Here is a 16808-nt window from a genome sequence, read left to right as displayed (position 1 = left end):
GGTTGTCGTCTTGAAACAGAGAAAGATACCGCTGCGTAAATGTGTAGCGTGTCAGGAAATGATGCCGAAGAAAGAGCTTATCCGGATTGTTAGGACGCCCGAGGATGCTGTCCTGATCGATCTCACCGGCAAAAAATCGGGACGGGGAGCGTATTTATGCGGCAAAGTTTCCTGCTTCAAGCTGGCACACAAAAATAAAGCACTGGATCGAGCGTTGAAACAACATGTGAAACCTGAGATCTATGAACAGTTGGCACAGGATTTCATCAAGGTGGAAGATGAATTCCTGGCTGCAAAAGAGAGTGCTGCCGATGATGAATAGGGCGCTTTCTCAGCTCGGCCTGGCCATGAGGGCAGGTAAGGTGGTTACCGGGGATGAGATCGTGCTCAAAGCCATCCGGTCTTCTGATGCAAAATTGGTTATTCTGGCGGGTGACGCCTCAGTTAATACAACAAAGAAGTTCCGCGATAAATGCGGTACTTACAATATCCCTCTGGTAATCGGATTTGACCGGGAAAGTCTGGGCACAAGTGTAGGTAAACCCGAGCGGGTTGTGCTGGCAGTTACGGATCAAGGATTCGCAGAAATGATCTCCAAGAAAATGGAGACAATGTCGGAGGTGGAGTATATTGAGTAAACAGGAAAACAAAGACAATAAACTTCGAGTATACGAATATGCTAAATCGTTGAACATGAGCAGTAAAGAAATCATCACGATCCTCAAACGTTTGAACATTCCGGTCAATAACCATATGAGCGTAATGGAGAACGATACGGTGTCCAAGGTAGAGCAGTTTTTCAAAGATATCAAATCCAATGCAGCAGCCAAACGGGATAGTGGTGACGCTTCCCGAACCGAGAACCGTAAACCAGCGGTTTCCGGAGCCAATGCGGCTGCAACTGTATCCAATGCAAAAACAGAAGGCACTTCCGCTAGTGTAAGTGCCGAAGGCAACCGTAATGGGCAGGACGGTATGCGTAATTCAGGACAGAGAGCACCAGGACAACAAGGTCAAAGCCAGCCCAAAAAACAACAGGAAAAGCAGGTAGGTATGAATAGTAGAACGAATCAAAACACTCAGAACACTTCAGGTTCCCAGCGCCCCCAAGGAGGGCAGGATACCCGAAGAACTCAGTCTGGCTCCGCACAAGGAAGTCAGCAGAACAATCGTAGCCAATCATCCAGACCAGGCGGCAGCACGCAGACCGGATCACGTCCTCAGGGCGGAGGTCAAGGCGGCGCACGTCCGCAAGGCAATAATCAAGGTGGAACGCGTCCGCAGGGCAGCAACAACCAAGGCGGAGCGCGTCCACAGAGCAAGCCGGGTGGAACCGGAGGCGGTTTCTCAGGATCCAACAATAACAATAGCAATAACAGCAACGGCCAGAACCGCAATTCCAGAAACAACAATAACAATCGTTCAGACTCCAAACGTTTTGATGACAACCGTCAGGGAGGATTCCGTGGCAACAATCGCGGTGGAAAGAACAACCGCGGCCGGAATCAATATAATCAGCAGCCGCCTCGCGAGAAAATCGACAACACGCCGAAGAAAATTATCGTCCGTGGCAACATGACCGTCGGTGAAACGGCGAAGCTGCTTCATAAGGACGCTTCCGAAGTCATCAAGAAGCTGATTTTCCTCGGCGTGATGGCCACCATCAACCAGGAGCTGGATATCGATACGATTCTATTGCTCGCTGGTGAATTCGGTGTAGAAGTCGAAGTGAAAATTCCGGTAGAGGAAGATCGTTTTGAGACCGTTGAAGAAAACGATGCTCCTGAAGAACTGAAAGAGCGTCCACCAGTTGTTACTATTATGGGTCACGTCGACCACGGTAAAACGACGCTGCTTGATGCGATCCGTTCCGCGAACGTATCAAGTGGCGAAGCTGGCGGTATTACGCAGCATATCGGTGCTTACCAAGTCGAGATCAATAACAAGAAGATTACGTTCCTGGATACACCGGGTCACGAAGCGTTTACAGCCATGCGTGCCCGTGGTGCACAAGTAACGGACATGACGATCATCGTGGTTGCGGCTGACGACGGCGTAATGCCACAGACAGTCGAAGCGATTAACCATGCGAAAGCAGCAGGTTTGCCGATCATCGTTGCCGTGAACAAAATCGATAAACCGGATGCTAACCCGGATAAAGTTAAACAAGAATTGACGGAATACGAGTTAGTGCCTGAAGAGTGGGGCGGAGATACCATCTTTGTTAACGTTTCGGCGAAACAGCGGATGGGTCTGGAAGACTTGCTTGAAATGATTCTTCTGGTAGCAGAAGTGAATGAATACAAAGCAAATCCTGACAAACGCGCACGCGGTACCGTTATTGAGGCTGAGCTGGATAAAGGCAGAGGTCCGGTAGCACGCATTCTCGTTCAGCATGGTACATTGAAAGTGGGCGACGCCTTCGTAGCGGGCAACTGCTTTGGACGTATTCGTGCGATGGTGAACGATAAAGGCCGTCGATTAAAAGAAGCGGGTCCTTCAACACCAGTTGAAATTACCGGTTTGACTGAAGTTCCAGGTGCCGGCGATCCGTTTATGGTGTTTGAGGATGAGCGTAAAGCGCGTAATATCGCTGATAAGCGTGCGATTACCCATCGTCAATCCGAGTTGAACACGAATACTCGCGTGACGCTGGATGACCTGTTCCAACACATTAAGGACGGCGAGATCAAAGATCTTAACGTGATTATCAAAGGTGACGTACAAGGTTCTGTTGAGGCACTGAAAGGTTCCTTGAACAAAATCGAAGTGGAAGGCGTTCGCGTCAAAATTCTCCACAGCGGTGCCGGGGCGATCACGGAGTCCGATATTATTTTGGCAGCTGCCTCCAACGCGATTGTTATCGGCTTTAACGTTCGTCCGGACGTCCAAGCGAAACAAACCGCCGAGCAGGAAAAGGTTGATATTCGTCTGCACCGTGTAATATATAATGTAATCGAGGAAATTGAGCAAGCTATGAAGGGGATGCTCGATCCGGAGTACAAAGAAACCGTGATCGGTCATGCGGAAGTCCGCAGCACCTTTAAAGTGAGCAAAGTGGGTACGATTGCAGGATGTATGGTGACATCCGGTAAAATTACGCGTAACGCAGAAGCTCGCTTGATCCGTGACGGCATTGTCGTTCATGAAGGCAAGATCGATTCCCTCAAGCGCTTTAAAGATGACGCTAAAGAAGTGGCACAAGGTTATGAGTGTGGTATTACCTTGGTAAGCTATAGCGACGTCAAAGAAGGAGACGTAATCGAAGCCTTCATCATGGAGACAGTAGAGCGCTAACGAATGAGGTGATCAGACCATGGCAAAAATCAGAACTGGGCGCGTAGGCGAGCAGATTAAAAAAGAGCTCAGCCAACTGATCCAATCGGAGATGAAAGACCCAAGAATCGGTTTCATTACTGTGACCGGTGTTGATGTTACAAATGACCTGTCTCAAGCGAAGGTATACCTGAGCGTGCTCGGCGACGACGAGCAGAAGGCAGCTTCCTTAAAAGGGTTGGAGAAGGCAAGCGGCTTTCTCCGCTCCGAGCTGGGCAAGCGGATCCGACTTCGGCATGTGCCGGAGCTGATCTTCAAATTCGATGATTCCATTGCATATGGCAGCCATATTGAGAAGCTGCTGACCGAAATCGTGGATCGCGAAGAGAAATAGAGTAGTTCGTTTTTATAAAGGAGAGGGCGAATGCAGACCTATGAACAAGAGCTGCAGCAGGTGAAATCGTTCCTGCTGGAGCACGATGATTATTTGGTTGTGTCGCATGTTCAGCCCGATGGAGATGCAGTCAGTTCCACCCTTGCGGTGGGCTGGCTTCTCTCATGTCTGGGCAAGAAATTCACGATGATTAATGAGGGGCCCATTCCAAAACGCATGAAAATGTTGTGGCATGCAGAAGACATTCTCAATCTGTCTGAAGAGCAGCCAGGAAGAACGTTCTCTCACGTCATTTGTGTGGATTGTGCGGATTTTGCTAGAGTAGGCTATACGAAACAGGTATTTGCCGATCAGGCAAGCATCGTTAATATTGACCATCATCCAACAAATGATCGTTATGGAGCCGTCAACCTGGTCGTGCCGGATGCGGCAGCAACCGCAGAAATCCTTTATGATTTGCTGAATTTGTTTGAAGTGGACTGGGATGCCGATATTGCAACAGCGATTTATACGGGATTGCTAACGGATACCGGCGGTTTTCGGTACTCGAATACATCGCCCAAGGTTATGAGCATCGCTTCCGATCTGTTGTCCTATGGCGTGAACGGACCTGAAATTGCGGAAACGTTACTAGAGGAAATGACGCTTCCACAGATGAAAGTGCTGGTTCAGGCATTAAATACGTTAAGTGTGTCGGATGATGGTAAAATAGCCTGGGTATACGTAACGCCTGAGTTTATGGAATCATGCGGCGCCGTTAGCGAGGATCTGGAAGGGATTGTGAATTACCCCCGAAACATTCAAGGAGTTGAAGTCGGGATTCTATTCAAGTCACTGAAATCCGGAATGGTCAAGGCGAGTTTGCGTTCAGCCGGAAAAGTGGATGTTGCGGCATTAGCCCAGTTATTTGGAGGAGGCGGCCATGTTCGGGCAGCCGGTTGCAGCATTGAAGGCTCCCTTCATGACATCATCCCTAGAGTAGTAGAGCAGGTGAGATTAAAGCTATGACGCAATTAGAAGGCATCTTGGCCGTTCACAAACCGGCAGGCTGGACATCCCACGATGTGGTGGCGAAGGTTCGTGGAATGGTTCGTTTGAAGCGAATTGGACATACGGGTACGCTGGACCCCGAAGTAACAGGCGTGCTTCCGTTATGCCTGGGGAGGGCCACGCGAGTAGTGGAATACCTTCAGGAACTGCCTAAAGAGTATCACGCGGTCCTCCGTCTTGGATATTCGACGGATACCGAGGATATCACTGGGCAAGTAGTAGAGACGGCAGATGATGTTCATGTGACCAGAGAAGAGGCGCTTGAAGCGCTGCAATCTTTTACAGGCCAGATTTCTCAGATCCCACCCATGTTTTCCGCTGTCAAAATCAATGGTAAACGATTATACGAGCTTGCCAGAGAAGGTAAGACCGTGGAGCGCAAGAGCCGGACCGTAACGATTCATGAAATCGAAATGACGGATTTTGATGCTGAAGGGGAGTATACGGAAATTTCTTTTCGAGTATTGTGCTCCAAAGGTACATACATCCGCACGCTTTGCGTGGATATCGGGAGGAAACTCGGCGTGCCGTCTGTCATGGTTAAGCTGGTACGCACAGTATCGGCGGGAATCACGGAGGAGCAGTGCTTAACCCTGGAGCAAATTGAGCAGTTCATGAAGGATGAAACGCTGCACACCCGGCTTATTCCCGTGGATCAAGCGATTGATTATCTGCCGAAGCATACGGTTTCTGAAGAGAAAACGGATGCTGCCCTGCAGGGACAGCGCTTGTCCTCGAGAGCGGTAGAACCACCTGTTGACAGCTCGGAGCCTATTCGCTTGTATGATATAAAGGAAAACTTTCTGGGAATCTATCAGCAGCAAGAGGAGACAGGGGCTATCGTTCCTGTGAAAGTATTTTCCTAAGCATGACTGGATTTAGTGAGTGGAGGTGAGTAATCATGAGGATTGTTTCTTTATCTTATCCTGTATCTTCTGATATTGTACGAGAAGCTGCCGAGCCGAAGGTAGCTGCAATCGGCCAGTTCGACGGTCTTCACCTGGGACATGCCAGCGTGCTTTCAACCGCAGTCAATATTGCGCGGGAGAATGGAGTGCCGGCCGCCGTTATTACCTTTTATCCTCATCCGAAAGACGTGATTGGTAAAGGAAGCTACGAGGGATATCTGACGCCTCAGCCTGACAAGCAGCAGTTGCTTGAGGAGATGGGCATCGATATTTTGTACGTTGTCGAGTTCAATAAGGAATTCTCCCAGGTGAGTCCGGAAACATTTGTTGAAGAGATGCTGTTTCCCTTGAATCTTCAAACAGCGGTGGTCGGGTTTGATTTCCGTTTCGGCCATAAAGGCGCCGGTGACGCAGTCAAACTTCAGGAACTCGGTGAAGACCGGATGTCTGTCGTTACGGTTCCGCCATTCTTGGTTGATGGCGAGAAGGTAGGAAGTTCATCCATACGGATTGCCTTGAAAACGGGGCAGCTGTCGGATGCAAACCGCTGGTTCGGACGGAATTATCATATCCGCGGCACGGTCATTCATGGGGAGAAGCGGGGAAGAAAGATCGGTTTTCCTACCGCTAACCTGGAATTGACGGATCCGTTCGTGGTACCTGCATTAGGCGTCTATGCCGTTCGGGCACGCACGGATAAGCATCGCGACTGGATTCCGGGCGTGATGAACATCGGCGTGAAGCCAACGTTCCATGAAGGGATCACAGAGCCTGTTTTTGAGGTGCATCTGTTTGATTTTGAAGGGGATCTGTATGATCAGACCATGACGGTGGATATCGTTCAATATATCCGCAAGGAGCATAAATTCGAATCGGTTCAGGAGCTTGTGGAGTGGATTCAGCGAGATGCCGTCGAGGCTCGCAAAATATTAGAAATTAGTGAATAAACGTTTTGGGACAAATTGTTCGCAAACGGATTTTCTTTTTCAGGTAAAGTATGCTATACTCTTAGAGGTCGCCTGAAGATTGGGCGATTTTAACCTTGGCTTGGATGTTCGATCTCACCGTCGGTACCTGGGCCAACGGCGATTATAATGAGGGAGGTGAACAGGATGGCATTAACTCAAGAACGTAAACAACAACTGATTGACGAGCACAAAACTCATGAGTCCGATACAGGATCTCCAGAGGTGCAAATCGCTATCCTAACGGAAAACATTACGAACTTGACTGACCACTTGCGTACACACAAGAAGGATCATCATTCCCGTCGTGGATTGTTGAAAATGGTCGGCCAACGCCGTAAGTTGCTTGCATACTTGAAAAATAAGGATGTTAAACGTTACGGTGCTTTGATCGAGAAGCTTGGATTGCGTCGCTAATCATCCATAAGATGTGCCGAAAACAGCCTGGTTGTCCACTGTCCTTCTTGGAACGACAGCGGCACAGCCGGGCTCTTTTCTAAGTATTGTACAATTTACCGTTTTCGAGCTTCCCCACAAAGTACTGCGTACGCTTCATAGCCTAAACTCCACTTTGTGGGGTTATCTTAATATAGATTCTTATAGATTGTAGGCGTGGTCTGTTCGCTAAATTTCGCTTAATGGTATAACCAGGGGCAATCTATACGGAGAATGTTCTATACGGTTCGGGTTGTTCCTGTACATAGGTTTGCGATTTCGACCGTTTGGATGGCTCTGGTTAGGAAATGTGGACAGTGTTTTGCAAAAGACATGCTGATGGTAGAAGAAGATTTCAAAAAAATTTATCCCCATGAGGAGGGATTACATGGAAACACGTGTTGAAATGCAGCTTGGCGGAAGACCCCTCGTATTCGAAACAGGGCGCCTTGCGAAGCAGGCAAATGCGGCTGTGATGGTTCGTTACGGCGAAACGGCAGTCCTGTGTACAGTGACAGCTTCCAGTGAACCGAAGGATTTGGATTTCTTTCCATTGACGGTTAACTATGAGGAGCGTTTGTACGCAGTCGGTAAAATTCCGGGTGGATTCATCAAACGCGAAGGCAGACCAAGCGAGAAAGCGATTCTTGCCAGCCGTCTGACAGACCGTCCGATTCGTCCGTTGTTCCCTGAAGGATTCCGTAATGATGTACAGGTTCTAAATCTCGTGATGAGCGTAGATCAGGATTGCGAGCCGGAAATCGCGGCCATGATCGGTACTTCCGCTGCCTTGAGCATCTCGGATGTGCCTTTTAACGGTCCGATCGGCGGCGTAGCCGTAGGGCGTGTTGATGGCGAATTTGTGGTGAATCCGAATATTGCACAGCAGGAAGCAAGCGACATCTATCTTGTTGTTTCAGGTACCAAAGATGCAATCATGATGGTTGAAGCCGAAGCGAACGAAGTTCCTGAGGAAGTCATGCTGGAAGCGATTATGTTCGGGCATGAGGAAATCAAGAAAATCGTAGCTAAGATCGAAGAACTCGTAGCCGCTTGCGGTAAAGAGAAAATGGCAGTTAAACTTCATGCGGTCAATGAAACGGTGAATCGTGAAGTGCGTGATTTCGCCGAAGCCCGTCTTGTTGAAGCCGTTCGCATTGAGGAGAAACATGCTCGCCAGGATGCGATTGACGCTATCAATGATGAAGCATACACCGTATTTGAAGAGAAGTATATCGAGACACCTGAGTTGTTGAAGGATGTTAAAGAAGTGCTTCACGATATCGTGAAGGAAGAAGTTCGACGTTTGATCACGCATGACAAAGTTCGTCCGGACGGTCGTGGTCTGTCTGAGATCCGTCCTATCGATTGCGATACCAGTCTGCTGCCTAGAACGCATGGTTCCGGTCTGTTCACACGTGGACAAACCCAGGCTCTTAGCGTATGTACACTAGGTGCTCTAGGTGATGTACAGATTCTCGATGGAATCGATCTGGAAGAGACCAAGCGTTTCATGCACCATTACAACTTCCCGCCGTTCAGCGTAGGGGAAGCTCGTCCGCTTCGCGCTCCGGGCCGTCGTGAAATTGGTCATGGTGCACTTGGTGAACGTGCATTGTCGAAGGTTATTCCGAATGAAGTGGAATTCCCGTACACGATTCGCCTCGTGTCCGAAGTAATTGAGTCAAATGGTTCGACTTCCCAAGCGAGTATTTGTGCAAGCACACTTGCTATGATGGATGCAGGGGTGCCGATCAAAGCACCTGTAGCCGGCGTGGCGATGGGCTTGATTAAAGACGGAGATCATGTTTCCATCTTGACAGATATTCAAGGGATGGAAGATCATCTCGGCGACATGGACTTCAAAGTGGCAGGGACACCTGACGGGGTTACCGCCATTCAAATGGATATCAAAATTGACGGTATTGACCGCGCGATTTTGCAGGAAGCACTGCAGCAAGCAAAAGAAGGACGCATGCATATCCTTGGAAAAATGGCAGAAGCCATTCAAAAGCCAAGAGAAACGTTGTCCCAATATGCGCCAAAGATTATTACGATGCAGATCAATCCGGACAAAATTCGCGATGTGATCGGTGCCGGCGGCAAGATCATTAACAAAATCATCGAGGAAACCGGCGTGAAGATCGATATCGAACAAGACGGCCGCGTGTTCATTGCATCTGCCAACGATGAGATGAACAAAAAAGCTCTTTCGATTATCGAAGGCATCGTCCGTGAGGTAGCTGTTGGCGAAATCTATACAGGTACTGTCAAACGGATTGAGAAATTCGGTGCATTCGTTGAAATTCTGCCTAACAAAGACGGGCTTGTTCATATCTCCCAGCTCTCGACTGAGCGCGTAGCGAAGGTAGAGGACGTGGTTGCCATCGGTGATGTCATTACTGTGAAGGTTACCGAAATCGACCAGCAGGGACGGATTAACCTGTCTCGCAAAGCGGTTTTGACTGCGGAAACAAACAAGAGCGGATCTTAATCCGCGCTTTGTTTGTTTAACAGCATATAGATACAAGGAAAAGAGGCAGAACCTATCATTCTGGCTCTTTTTTTAATCTTTTCGGCCCATGGGATTCCTCTAGTCTTGAACAAGCATCTACAATAGGCTTCACGGCATAGGCCCACTTTGAGGCACATATTTCCTCCTGAACCTACATAAAATGGGACAAAGCTTCTCAAGGGGAGGGTGGATATGCCCATGAATGGAAAAAAGATGGTTGTGCTGCTAACCGGTGCCGCAATGGTGTCGGCTGTTGCCGTGTTCAGCGGGGCCTGGGGATATGTTTCGGGACTGCAGATTAAACCCGAGGGGCAACTCGTTAGCGGTTCAGAGAATGCAGTAGATCTGAATTTATTGAGTCAAATCGAAGCCGCTGCGGCAAAATCACGCATTGAGCCAGTGGATGCCAGGGTGGACTCCGTGTGGAAAGCGATTCCCGGTTATAATGGACTTGAGATCGATATTGAAGCTACATACCAAGCAGCATCGTCGAAAAAGCGAAAAGCTGGAGAGGCCATTCCTTACGTATACCGGCAAATTCCGGCCAAAGTAACGCTTAATGATCTTGGAGAGCAACCGATTTATCGGGGCAACCCCAACAAGCCGATGGTATCGCTGATGATTAACGTGGCCTGGGGGAATGAATTTCTGGTACCGATGCTGAACACGCTGGATGCGGAGAAAGTGAAGACGACCTTTTTCCTGGATGGGAGCTGGTTGAAGAAGAACCCGGAGCTTGCCGGCGAAATTCTGAAACGAGGTCATGAGGTGGAGAATCATGCCTATACGCATCCGAATATGAGCCGTCTCAGCAGAGATCGGGCGGAACTGGAAATCGCGAAGACGCAGGATCTGCTCAAAGAAAGCCTCGGTGTGGAGAACAAATGGTTTGCGCCGCCTTCTGGCGATTTTAATCAGCAGACCGTATCCATCGCCCAGGCAAGGGGATTGAAGACGGTCCTGTGGACGCTCGATACGGTCGATTGGAAGCATCCTGCACCGGATGCTGTCGTTCAGAAAATCTCCACGAAGGTGGAGCCTGGTTTCCTGATTTTGATGCATCCCACGGATTCCTCGTCCCGGGCGTTAAAGGGAATGATTGACGGAATACGGGCCAAAGGGCTGGAAATCGGAACCGTGAGCCAGACGCTTTCTCCTGAGCGAATTATGCCGAAGGGAAGTTGAGCGGCATGGTAAAGTTTGATAGAATGAATGGATGGCATGAGGCTGGTAATCAGCCAAAGTGAGCCTGGATGGAACAGTTAGGGGGGCCCTCGTGAAAAAAATACAATTGTCTAACGGCCTAAGAGTGGTTATGGAGCAAATCCCGACAAGTCGTTCGGTTTCATTCGGTATTTGGGTGAAGACCGGATCCCGCAATGAATCGGAGGACATCAACGGGATAACGCATTTTATAGAGCACATGATGTTCAAAGGGACCGATCGCTTTGACGCCCGTGCCATTGCTGAAGAATTTGATGCTATCGGCGGCAACGTCAACGCTTTTACGTCCAAGGAATATACGTGTTATTACGCCAAGGTGCTGGATGAGCATTTTCCGATTGCGGTTGATGTGCTGTCCGACATGTTCTTCAACTCCAAGCTGGATGCGGGCGAGTTAGCCAAAGAGAAGAATGTCATTCTGGAAGAGATCGCGATGTATGAGGATACACCGGATGATCTGGTGCATGACCTGATGTCGTTATCGGCATACGGCGATCATCCGCTGGCTTATCCGATTCTTGGCACAAAGGAACGGCTGGAATCGATGGATTCGCAAGCGCTGAGAAATTACATGGACAAACACTATACCATTGAGAATACAGTGATCGCTCTGGCAGGCAACATTAATGAGGATGCGATTGAGTTATTGGAGCGTCATTTTGGCGGCTTTGCCAATCACGGCAGCTCCGAACTGCTGGCCGTGCCTGCCTTTTTGGATGGTGTTCAGTTCCGTAAGAAGAAAACAGAGCAGAATCATATCTGCATGTCGTTTCCCGGCTGCTCCATCGGAGACGAGCTTCAGTATGCAATGGTACTCTTGAATAACGCCATTGGTGGCGGCATGAGTTCACGCTTGTTTCAGGAAATCCGGGAGAAGCGCGGACTGGCTTATTCGGTATACTCATATCATAGTTCGCACGCAGATAACGGAATGTTCACCATTTATGCGGGCACAGCGCCTAAACAGACAAAGGAAGTCCTTCAACTGACCACGGAAATGCTGCAGGATCTGGCACAGAACGGTATGACAGAGGAAGAGCTGCGCAAAGGGAAGGAACAACTGAAGGGCAGTCTCATTCTGAGTCTGGAGAGCACGAGCAGCCGCATGAATCGCTTGGGTAAGAACGAATTAATGCTGGGTCGCCATTTTAGCCTGGATGAAATTATTAAGCGGATTGAGCAGGTGGACATGAAGGATGTCGACGCGGTTCTTGACCGCATGTTCGGGACTCCATATGCACTAGCGATGGTAGGAACTTCAGATAAAGCGCTGAATGTACTTAGGAGGAATGAATTTGTTGCACTACGTTCAAATCAATAGATTGCCAGGTAATGAAGATGTGAAACTTCCCGTGAAAATGTCCGAACTAGCCGCAGGTTTTGATCTGCACGCAGCGGTTCATGAGCCGGTGGTATTGAACCCGGGCGAACGCAAATTAATCCCGACCGGTTTTGCGATTGCCATGCCGGCCGAGCTTGAAGCTCAAATCCGTCCGCGCAGCGGACTGGCCTACAAACATGGTATTACCTGCTTGAATTCTCCAGGCACGATTGATGCTGATTATCGCGGGGAAGTGAAGGTGCTGCTGGTGAATTTAGGACAAGAGCCGTTTGCAATTGAGCGTAATGAACGCATTGCCCAGATGGTGTTCAAAACCGTCCCGGCGGTAGAATTCATGGAAGTTGACGAGTTGTCCGATACCGTACGGGGTGCAGGCGGATTCGGTCATACCGGCAAGTAATCTATATTATAGATAATTTATGGATATCATCATCATGGTTTTATCAAGCACACCGCTCCGGCCTAGCCGGGCGGTGTTTTTTGCGTTAGCGTCCATGCAAAATGGCTTCGGATCCGACTCTCCATCTATAGTGTTGTTTATTGCGTTAAGGCGGTAGTTTAATTGAAATGCGCTCACCACCCTATAGGCTACGGCATAAGATGGTTTATACGTTGGTTAGAAGAAAGGAGCGAGGCCTTCCATGCTGACTGGAGTCCGGACCGTCTTTGTAGGTGGAGACGCAAGGCAAATTGAAGTCATACGAAAATGCGCTGAGATGGATGCCTCCGTCATGATCGCCGGGTTTGAGAAACTGCAGGATTCTTTTCAGGGAGTGACTCGCGAGCCGCTCACGCCAGAGCTGTTATCGAATGCTGATGCTCTGATCCTGCCTGTCGTGGGATGTGATGATGAGGGACGTGTCAGCGCGCTGTTCTCAGAGGGGCCATTGCGACTGCAGGAGGAGCATATCGCAGCGATGCCTGGACATGGAGTGATCTATACAGGCATGGCGAAGCCCTATTTGCGCTCGCTATGTGACAAATATAAGATCAAGCTGGTAGAGATTTTGGAGAGGGACGATGTAGCCATCTATAATTCCATTCCGACAGCGGAAGGTGCACTGATGATGGCGATCCAAAACACGGATTTTACGATTCACGGATCAACCAGCATGGTGCTTGGCATGGGACGGACAGGATTCACCATGGCGCGCAGCCTGCAAGGCCTGGGTGCCAAAATTCGGATGGGCGTACGTAAATCGGAGCACTATGCCAGAGCGGAGGAAATGGGCTGGAAGCCCTTCCTGGTAAGGGATCTGAGTTCTTATGTGTCGGATATTGACTTGCTTTTTAACACGATTCCAACTATGATAGTCACAGCACAAATCATCTCGAAAATGCCTCGGGAGGCTGTCATCATCGACCTTGCCTCCGCACCCGGTGGATGCGATTTTCGCTATGCTGAAAAACGGGGTATCAAAGCCATGCTCGCACCCGGACTACCCGGAATCGTGGCTCCTAAAACAGCCGGCATCATTATGGCCAATACGCTGGTGGAGCTGATTTCTGAAGAAATCAAGATTCGGGGGGATGCGTAGATGAATTGGAATGGAATAACAGTGGGTTATGCCCTGACAGGATCGCACTGCACGCTTGAAGAAGTGATGCCGCAGATCCAGCGGTTCAAAGATGGTGGAGCGAATGTGGTGCCGATTGTGTCCAGCACTATTATGACAACGGATACCCGATTCGGCACATCGGAGAATTGGCAGAAACAGTTGAAAGAAATAACCGGGAATGATATTATTTCTACAATTGTGGAGGCGGAACCGCTAGGCCCATCCAAGCTTCTTGACGTTTTGGTTATCGCCCCATGTACGGGAAACACGACCAGCAAGCTGGCCAATGCGATGACTGACAGCCCTGTGTTAATGGCAGCCAAGGCGCAGATGAGAAATTGCAGACCCCTGGTTCTGGCGATTTCAACGAATGATGGCCTTGGACTGAATGCGGCGAATATCGCGAAGCTGCTTGTAACGAAAAATATTTATTTTGTTCCTTACGGACAGGATAATCCGCAGCAGAAGCCTAACTCGCTTGTCGCCAAAATGGATTTGATTCCGGAAGCGTGTTATGCGGCCCTAGAAGGGAAGCAGCTGCAGCCGATGATCGTTGAATATTCGCGTTAACCGCGATAAAGCCTTTTGATCAATAAGGGCAACATAGAAAGTTACAGCTGCAGTTTCATTCATGAAGGGGAATTTAGCCATATGACCGAGCATTATTATAATGTGGCCGTTGTTGGAGCAACTGGCGCAGTCGGGCAAAAGATCCTCAAACTGTTGGAGGGACATCAGTGCGGACTTAACATGTGGATCGTTTCAGATCATTTTCTGAAGGGTGCAGCATGGAATGCCGTGCTAATCGCAGAAATCATCGTCAACAAACGGAACGGCCTGGCTTAGTAGCCGGCCGTTTCAATCGGTCGGCCCGAAATTTACGTCTCCTGGGCATATATAAACGGAGGAATATTTTATGCGCATCTTAGTTCAAAAATTCGGCGGAACCTCGTTGTCTACACCGCAAGCAAGAACCCATGTTATTGGGCACATCCAGCGCGAACTGGCTAATCACTACCAATTGGTCGTGGTCGTATCGGCTATGGGACGCCGCGGGGAGCCTTACGCTACAGATACTCTTCTGGATTGGATCGGTCAGAGCGGAAACGCGCTTCCAGACAGAGAGCGGGATATGCTGCTCTGCTGCGGTGAGATTATCTCAGCCACAACGCTATGCAGTCTGCTTCAGCATGAAGGGATAACCGCAACGGTGCTGACGGGTGCCCAAGCCGGATTTCTTACAGACGATCACTTCGGAAATGCACGCATTAAGGACGTAAAACCTGAACGGGTTTTGAAAGAGTTGGAGTCTCACCAAGTTGTTATCGTCACTGGTTTCCAGGGGCAGACCGATTCGGGTGACTTCACGACGCTGGGCAGGGGCGGAAGCGATACCTCGGCCACCGCGCTTGGAGCCGCGCTTCGCGCCGAAATGGTTGATATCTACACGGATGTCAACGGCATTCTTACGGCAGATCCCCGCATCGTCGAGGATGCGAAGCCACTCAGCTATGTAAGTTATACAGAGATTTGCAATATGGCTCATCAAGGTGCCAAGGTCATTCATCCTAGAGCAGTTGAGATTGCCATGCAATCCCAAATTCCGGTCAGAGTGCGGTCAACCTTCTCGGATAATGAGGGAACACTGGTCACCCAGCCGGAGGGCTTCAGAGATATACAATCCGGAATTGTGGACCGCTTTGTGACGGGAGTTGCTTATGTAAGCAATATTACGCAAATCTCAGTGGAATGCGATCGCACGGAAGGTCTTCAACTGAAGGTTTTCAAATCGATGGCGGAGCATTCCATTAGCGTGGACTTTATTAATGTTACCCCTACGGGAGTCCTTTATACAGTGTTTGACAGCGACTCGGAGAAGGCGATTGAAGTGCTGCAGAGCCTGGATTTGAAACCAAAAAGCTTGTCCGGCTGTGCAAAGGTATCCGTTATTGGCGGCGGCATCAACGGGGTTCCTGGCATCATGGCCAAAATCGTAGAATCCTTGAGCGAGCACGATATTCCGATTCTGCAATCGGCAGATTCGAACACTACGATCTGGGTGCTTGTGAAGAAGGAAGATATGGCTCAAGCGCTGCGCGCATTGCATCACAAATTTGAACTTCACCGATAATACCTTAGAGTCTGTTCGTTAATCGTTTGATAGGAAATACTATATATAAGATTACTTACGAAGGAAGCTTGCCTGTTCGGGAGAGCTTTAAGGAGGAATCATTGTGGATTTCGGAAGATTGATTACGGCTATGGTAACCCCATTTGATCAGAATAACGAGATCAATTGGGACGAGACTGCGAGATTGATTGAGTACCTGATTGTCGAACAGAAGTCGGACTCTCTGGTCATTGCAGGAACGACGGGCGAATCCCCGACGCTTAGCGAAGACGAGAAGCTTGAATTGTTTAAGTTCGCAGTGAAGCAGGCAGGTGGACGAAGCAAGATTATCGCAGGTACCGGCAGCAACGATACGGCACATTCTGCAGAATTGACGAAAAAAGCGGAAAGCTGCGGCGTCGATGGCATTTTGCTTGTCGCTCCGTACTACAATAAGCCGAACCAGGAAGGGCTCTACCAGCATTTTAAGGCGATCGCTGAGGCAACTTCCTTACCTATCATGCTGTACAATGTGCCGGGACGGACGGGCATCAGCCTGAGCGCGGCTACCACCCTGCGTCTGGCTCAATTACCGAACATCGTTGCGACGAAGGAATGTGCTTCGATTGATCAGGTCACCGCCATTGCCGCAGGTGCTCCGGACGGCTTCATCGTTTATTCCGGCGACGATTCCTCAGCCCTGCCTGCTCTGGCGGTAGGTGCTTACGGAATCGTAAGCGTGGCCAGCCATATCGCTGGCGCCCGCATGAAGGATATGATCCACGCCTATGTGGAAGGAAACGTGAAGGAAGCCGCCAAGCTGCATCAATCCTTGTTCACGTTGTTCAAGGGCCTGTTTGAATGTCCTGACCCGCTTCCAAACCCGGCGGCGGTTAAATTCGCTCTGCATGAGCGGGGCTATCAGGTCGGCGGCGTTCGTCTGCCGCTCGTTTCTCCTAGTGAGAACGAGGCTGCATTTATCCGTAATATGCTGTCATCCTTGTAAGCTGCGCACCTACCAAACCTAAGC

General features: G+C 49.5%; 17 protein-coding genes. All 17 read left to right on the top strand.

Annotated features, from left to right (window positions below):
* Nucleotides 1-10 precede the first annotated feature (10 nt).
* The gene (locus tag NYE54_RS21960) at nt 11-322 is read left to right on the top strand and encodes a YlxR family protein (protein ID WP_053492673.1); all 312 of its coding nucleotides are present in this window, start codon (nt 11-13) and stop codon (nt 320-322) included.
* On the top strand, nt 315-638 hold the full coding sequence (locus NYE54_RS21955) for a YlxQ family RNA-binding protein (protein WP_179090708.1): 324 nt from the start codon (nt 315-317) through the stop codon (nt 636-638). Before NYE54_RS21960 ends, NYE54_RS21955 begins: the two co-directional genes overlap by 8 nt.
* A complete protein-coding gene (gene infB / locus NYE54_RS21950; RefSeq protein WP_339266197.1) occupies nt 631-3297 on the top strand; it encodes a translation initiation factor IF-2 in 2667 nt (888 codons plus the stop codon). The genes NYE54_RS21955 and infB overlap by 8 nt, the downstream gene beginning before the upstream one ends.
* A 19-nt stretch (nt 3298-3316) precedes the next feature.
* Nucleotides 3317-3670, top strand: coding sequence for a 30S ribosome-binding factor RbfA (rbfA, locus tag NYE54_RS21945; RefSeq protein ID WP_076324958.1), 354 nt, complete (start codon nt 3317-3319; stop codon nt 3668-3670).
* 30 nt (nt 3671-3700) lie between these two features.
* Nucleotides 3701-4678, top strand: a complete 978-nt coding sequence (locus NYE54_RS21940; protein ID WP_339266195.1) for a bifunctional oligoribonuclease/PAP phosphatase NrnA — start codon at nt 3701-3703, stop codon at nt 4676-4678.
* Nucleotides 4675-5586 (top strand): tRNA pseudouridine(55) synthase TruB, encoded by a 912-nt coding sequence (gene truB / locus NYE54_RS21935; protein WP_339266193.1) that lies wholly within the window; start codon nt 4675-4677, stop codon nt 5584-5586. Before NYE54_RS21940 ends, truB begins: the two co-directional genes overlap by 4 nt.
* Nucleotides 5587-5621: 35 nt before the next feature.
* The gene (locus tag NYE54_RS21930; RefSeq protein ID WP_339266192.1) at nt 5622-6575 is read left to right on the top strand and encodes a bifunctional riboflavin kinase/FAD synthetase; all 954 of its coding nucleotides are present in this window, start codon (nt 5622-5624) and stop codon (nt 6573-6575) included.
* A gap of 165 nt (nt 6576-6740) precedes the next feature.
* Nucleotides 6741-7010, top strand: coding sequence for a 30S ribosomal protein S15 (gene rpsO / locus NYE54_RS21925; RefSeq protein WP_339266190.1), 270 nt, complete (start codon nt 6741-6743; stop codon nt 7008-7010).
* A 406-nt stretch (nt 7011-7416) separates the two neighbouring features.
* Nucleotides 7417-9522, top strand: coding sequence for a polyribonucleotide nucleotidyltransferase (pnp, locus tag NYE54_RS21920; protein WP_339266188.1), 2106 nt, complete (start codon nt 7417-7419; stop codon nt 9520-9522).
* Between the two features lie 213 nt (nt 9523-9735).
* Nucleotides 9736-10728, top strand: a complete 993-nt coding sequence (locus NYE54_RS21915) for a polysaccharide deacetylase family protein (protein WP_076324953.1) — start codon at nt 9736-9738, stop codon at nt 10726-10728.
* A gap of 91 nt (nt 10729-10819) precedes the next feature.
* A complete protein-coding gene (locus tag NYE54_RS21910; RefSeq protein WP_339266186.1) occupies nt 10820-12088 on the top strand; it encodes a pitrilysin family protein in 1269 nt (422 codons plus the stop codon).
* On the top strand, nt 12063-12509 hold the full coding sequence (dut, locus tag NYE54_RS21905; protein WP_179090701.1) for a dUTP diphosphatase: 447 nt from the start codon (nt 12063-12065) through the stop codon (nt 12507-12509). The genes NYE54_RS21910 and dut overlap by 26 nt, the downstream gene beginning before the upstream one ends.
* A gap of 241 nt (nt 12510-12750) precedes the next feature.
* Entirely contained in the window at nt 12751-13647 is an 897-nt protein-coding gene (gene dpsA, locus NYE54_RS21900) for a dipicolinate synthase subunit DpsA (protein WP_098746977.1), read from the top strand.
* On the top strand, nt 13648-14238 hold the full coding sequence (locus NYE54_RS21895; RefSeq protein WP_339266184.1) for a dipicolinate synthase subunit B: 591 nt from the start codon (nt 13648-13650) through the stop codon (nt 14236-14238).
* An 81-nt stretch (nt 14239-14319) separates the two neighbouring features.
* Nucleotides 14320-14514: a hypothetical protein gene (locus NYE54_RS21890; protein ID WP_339273758.1), complete on the top strand. Its 195-nt coding sequence runs from the start codon at nt 14320-14322 to the stop codon at nt 14512-14514.
* 70 nt (nt 14515-14584) lie between these two features.
* Nucleotides 14585-15799, top strand: a complete 1215-nt coding sequence (gene dapG / locus NYE54_RS21885) for an aspartate kinase (RefSeq protein ID WP_076324949.1) — start codon at nt 14585-14587, stop codon at nt 15797-15799.
* Between the two features lie 103 nt (nt 15800-15902).
* A complete protein-coding gene (gene dapA, locus NYE54_RS21880; RefSeq protein WP_076324948.1) occupies nt 15903-16784 on the top strand; it encodes a 4-hydroxy-tetrahydrodipicolinate synthase in 882 nt (293 codons plus the stop codon).
* Nucleotides 16785-16808: the final 24 nt, after the last annotated feature.

The organism is Paenibacillus sp. FSL K6-1330, assembly GCF_037976825.1.
Lineage (GTDB): Bacteria > Bacillota > Bacilli > Paenibacillales > Paenibacillaceae > Paenibacillus_AQ.
The sequence above is the reverse complement of the archived record's forward strand: the minus strand, read 5'-3'. Positions and strand labels throughout refer to the sequence as shown.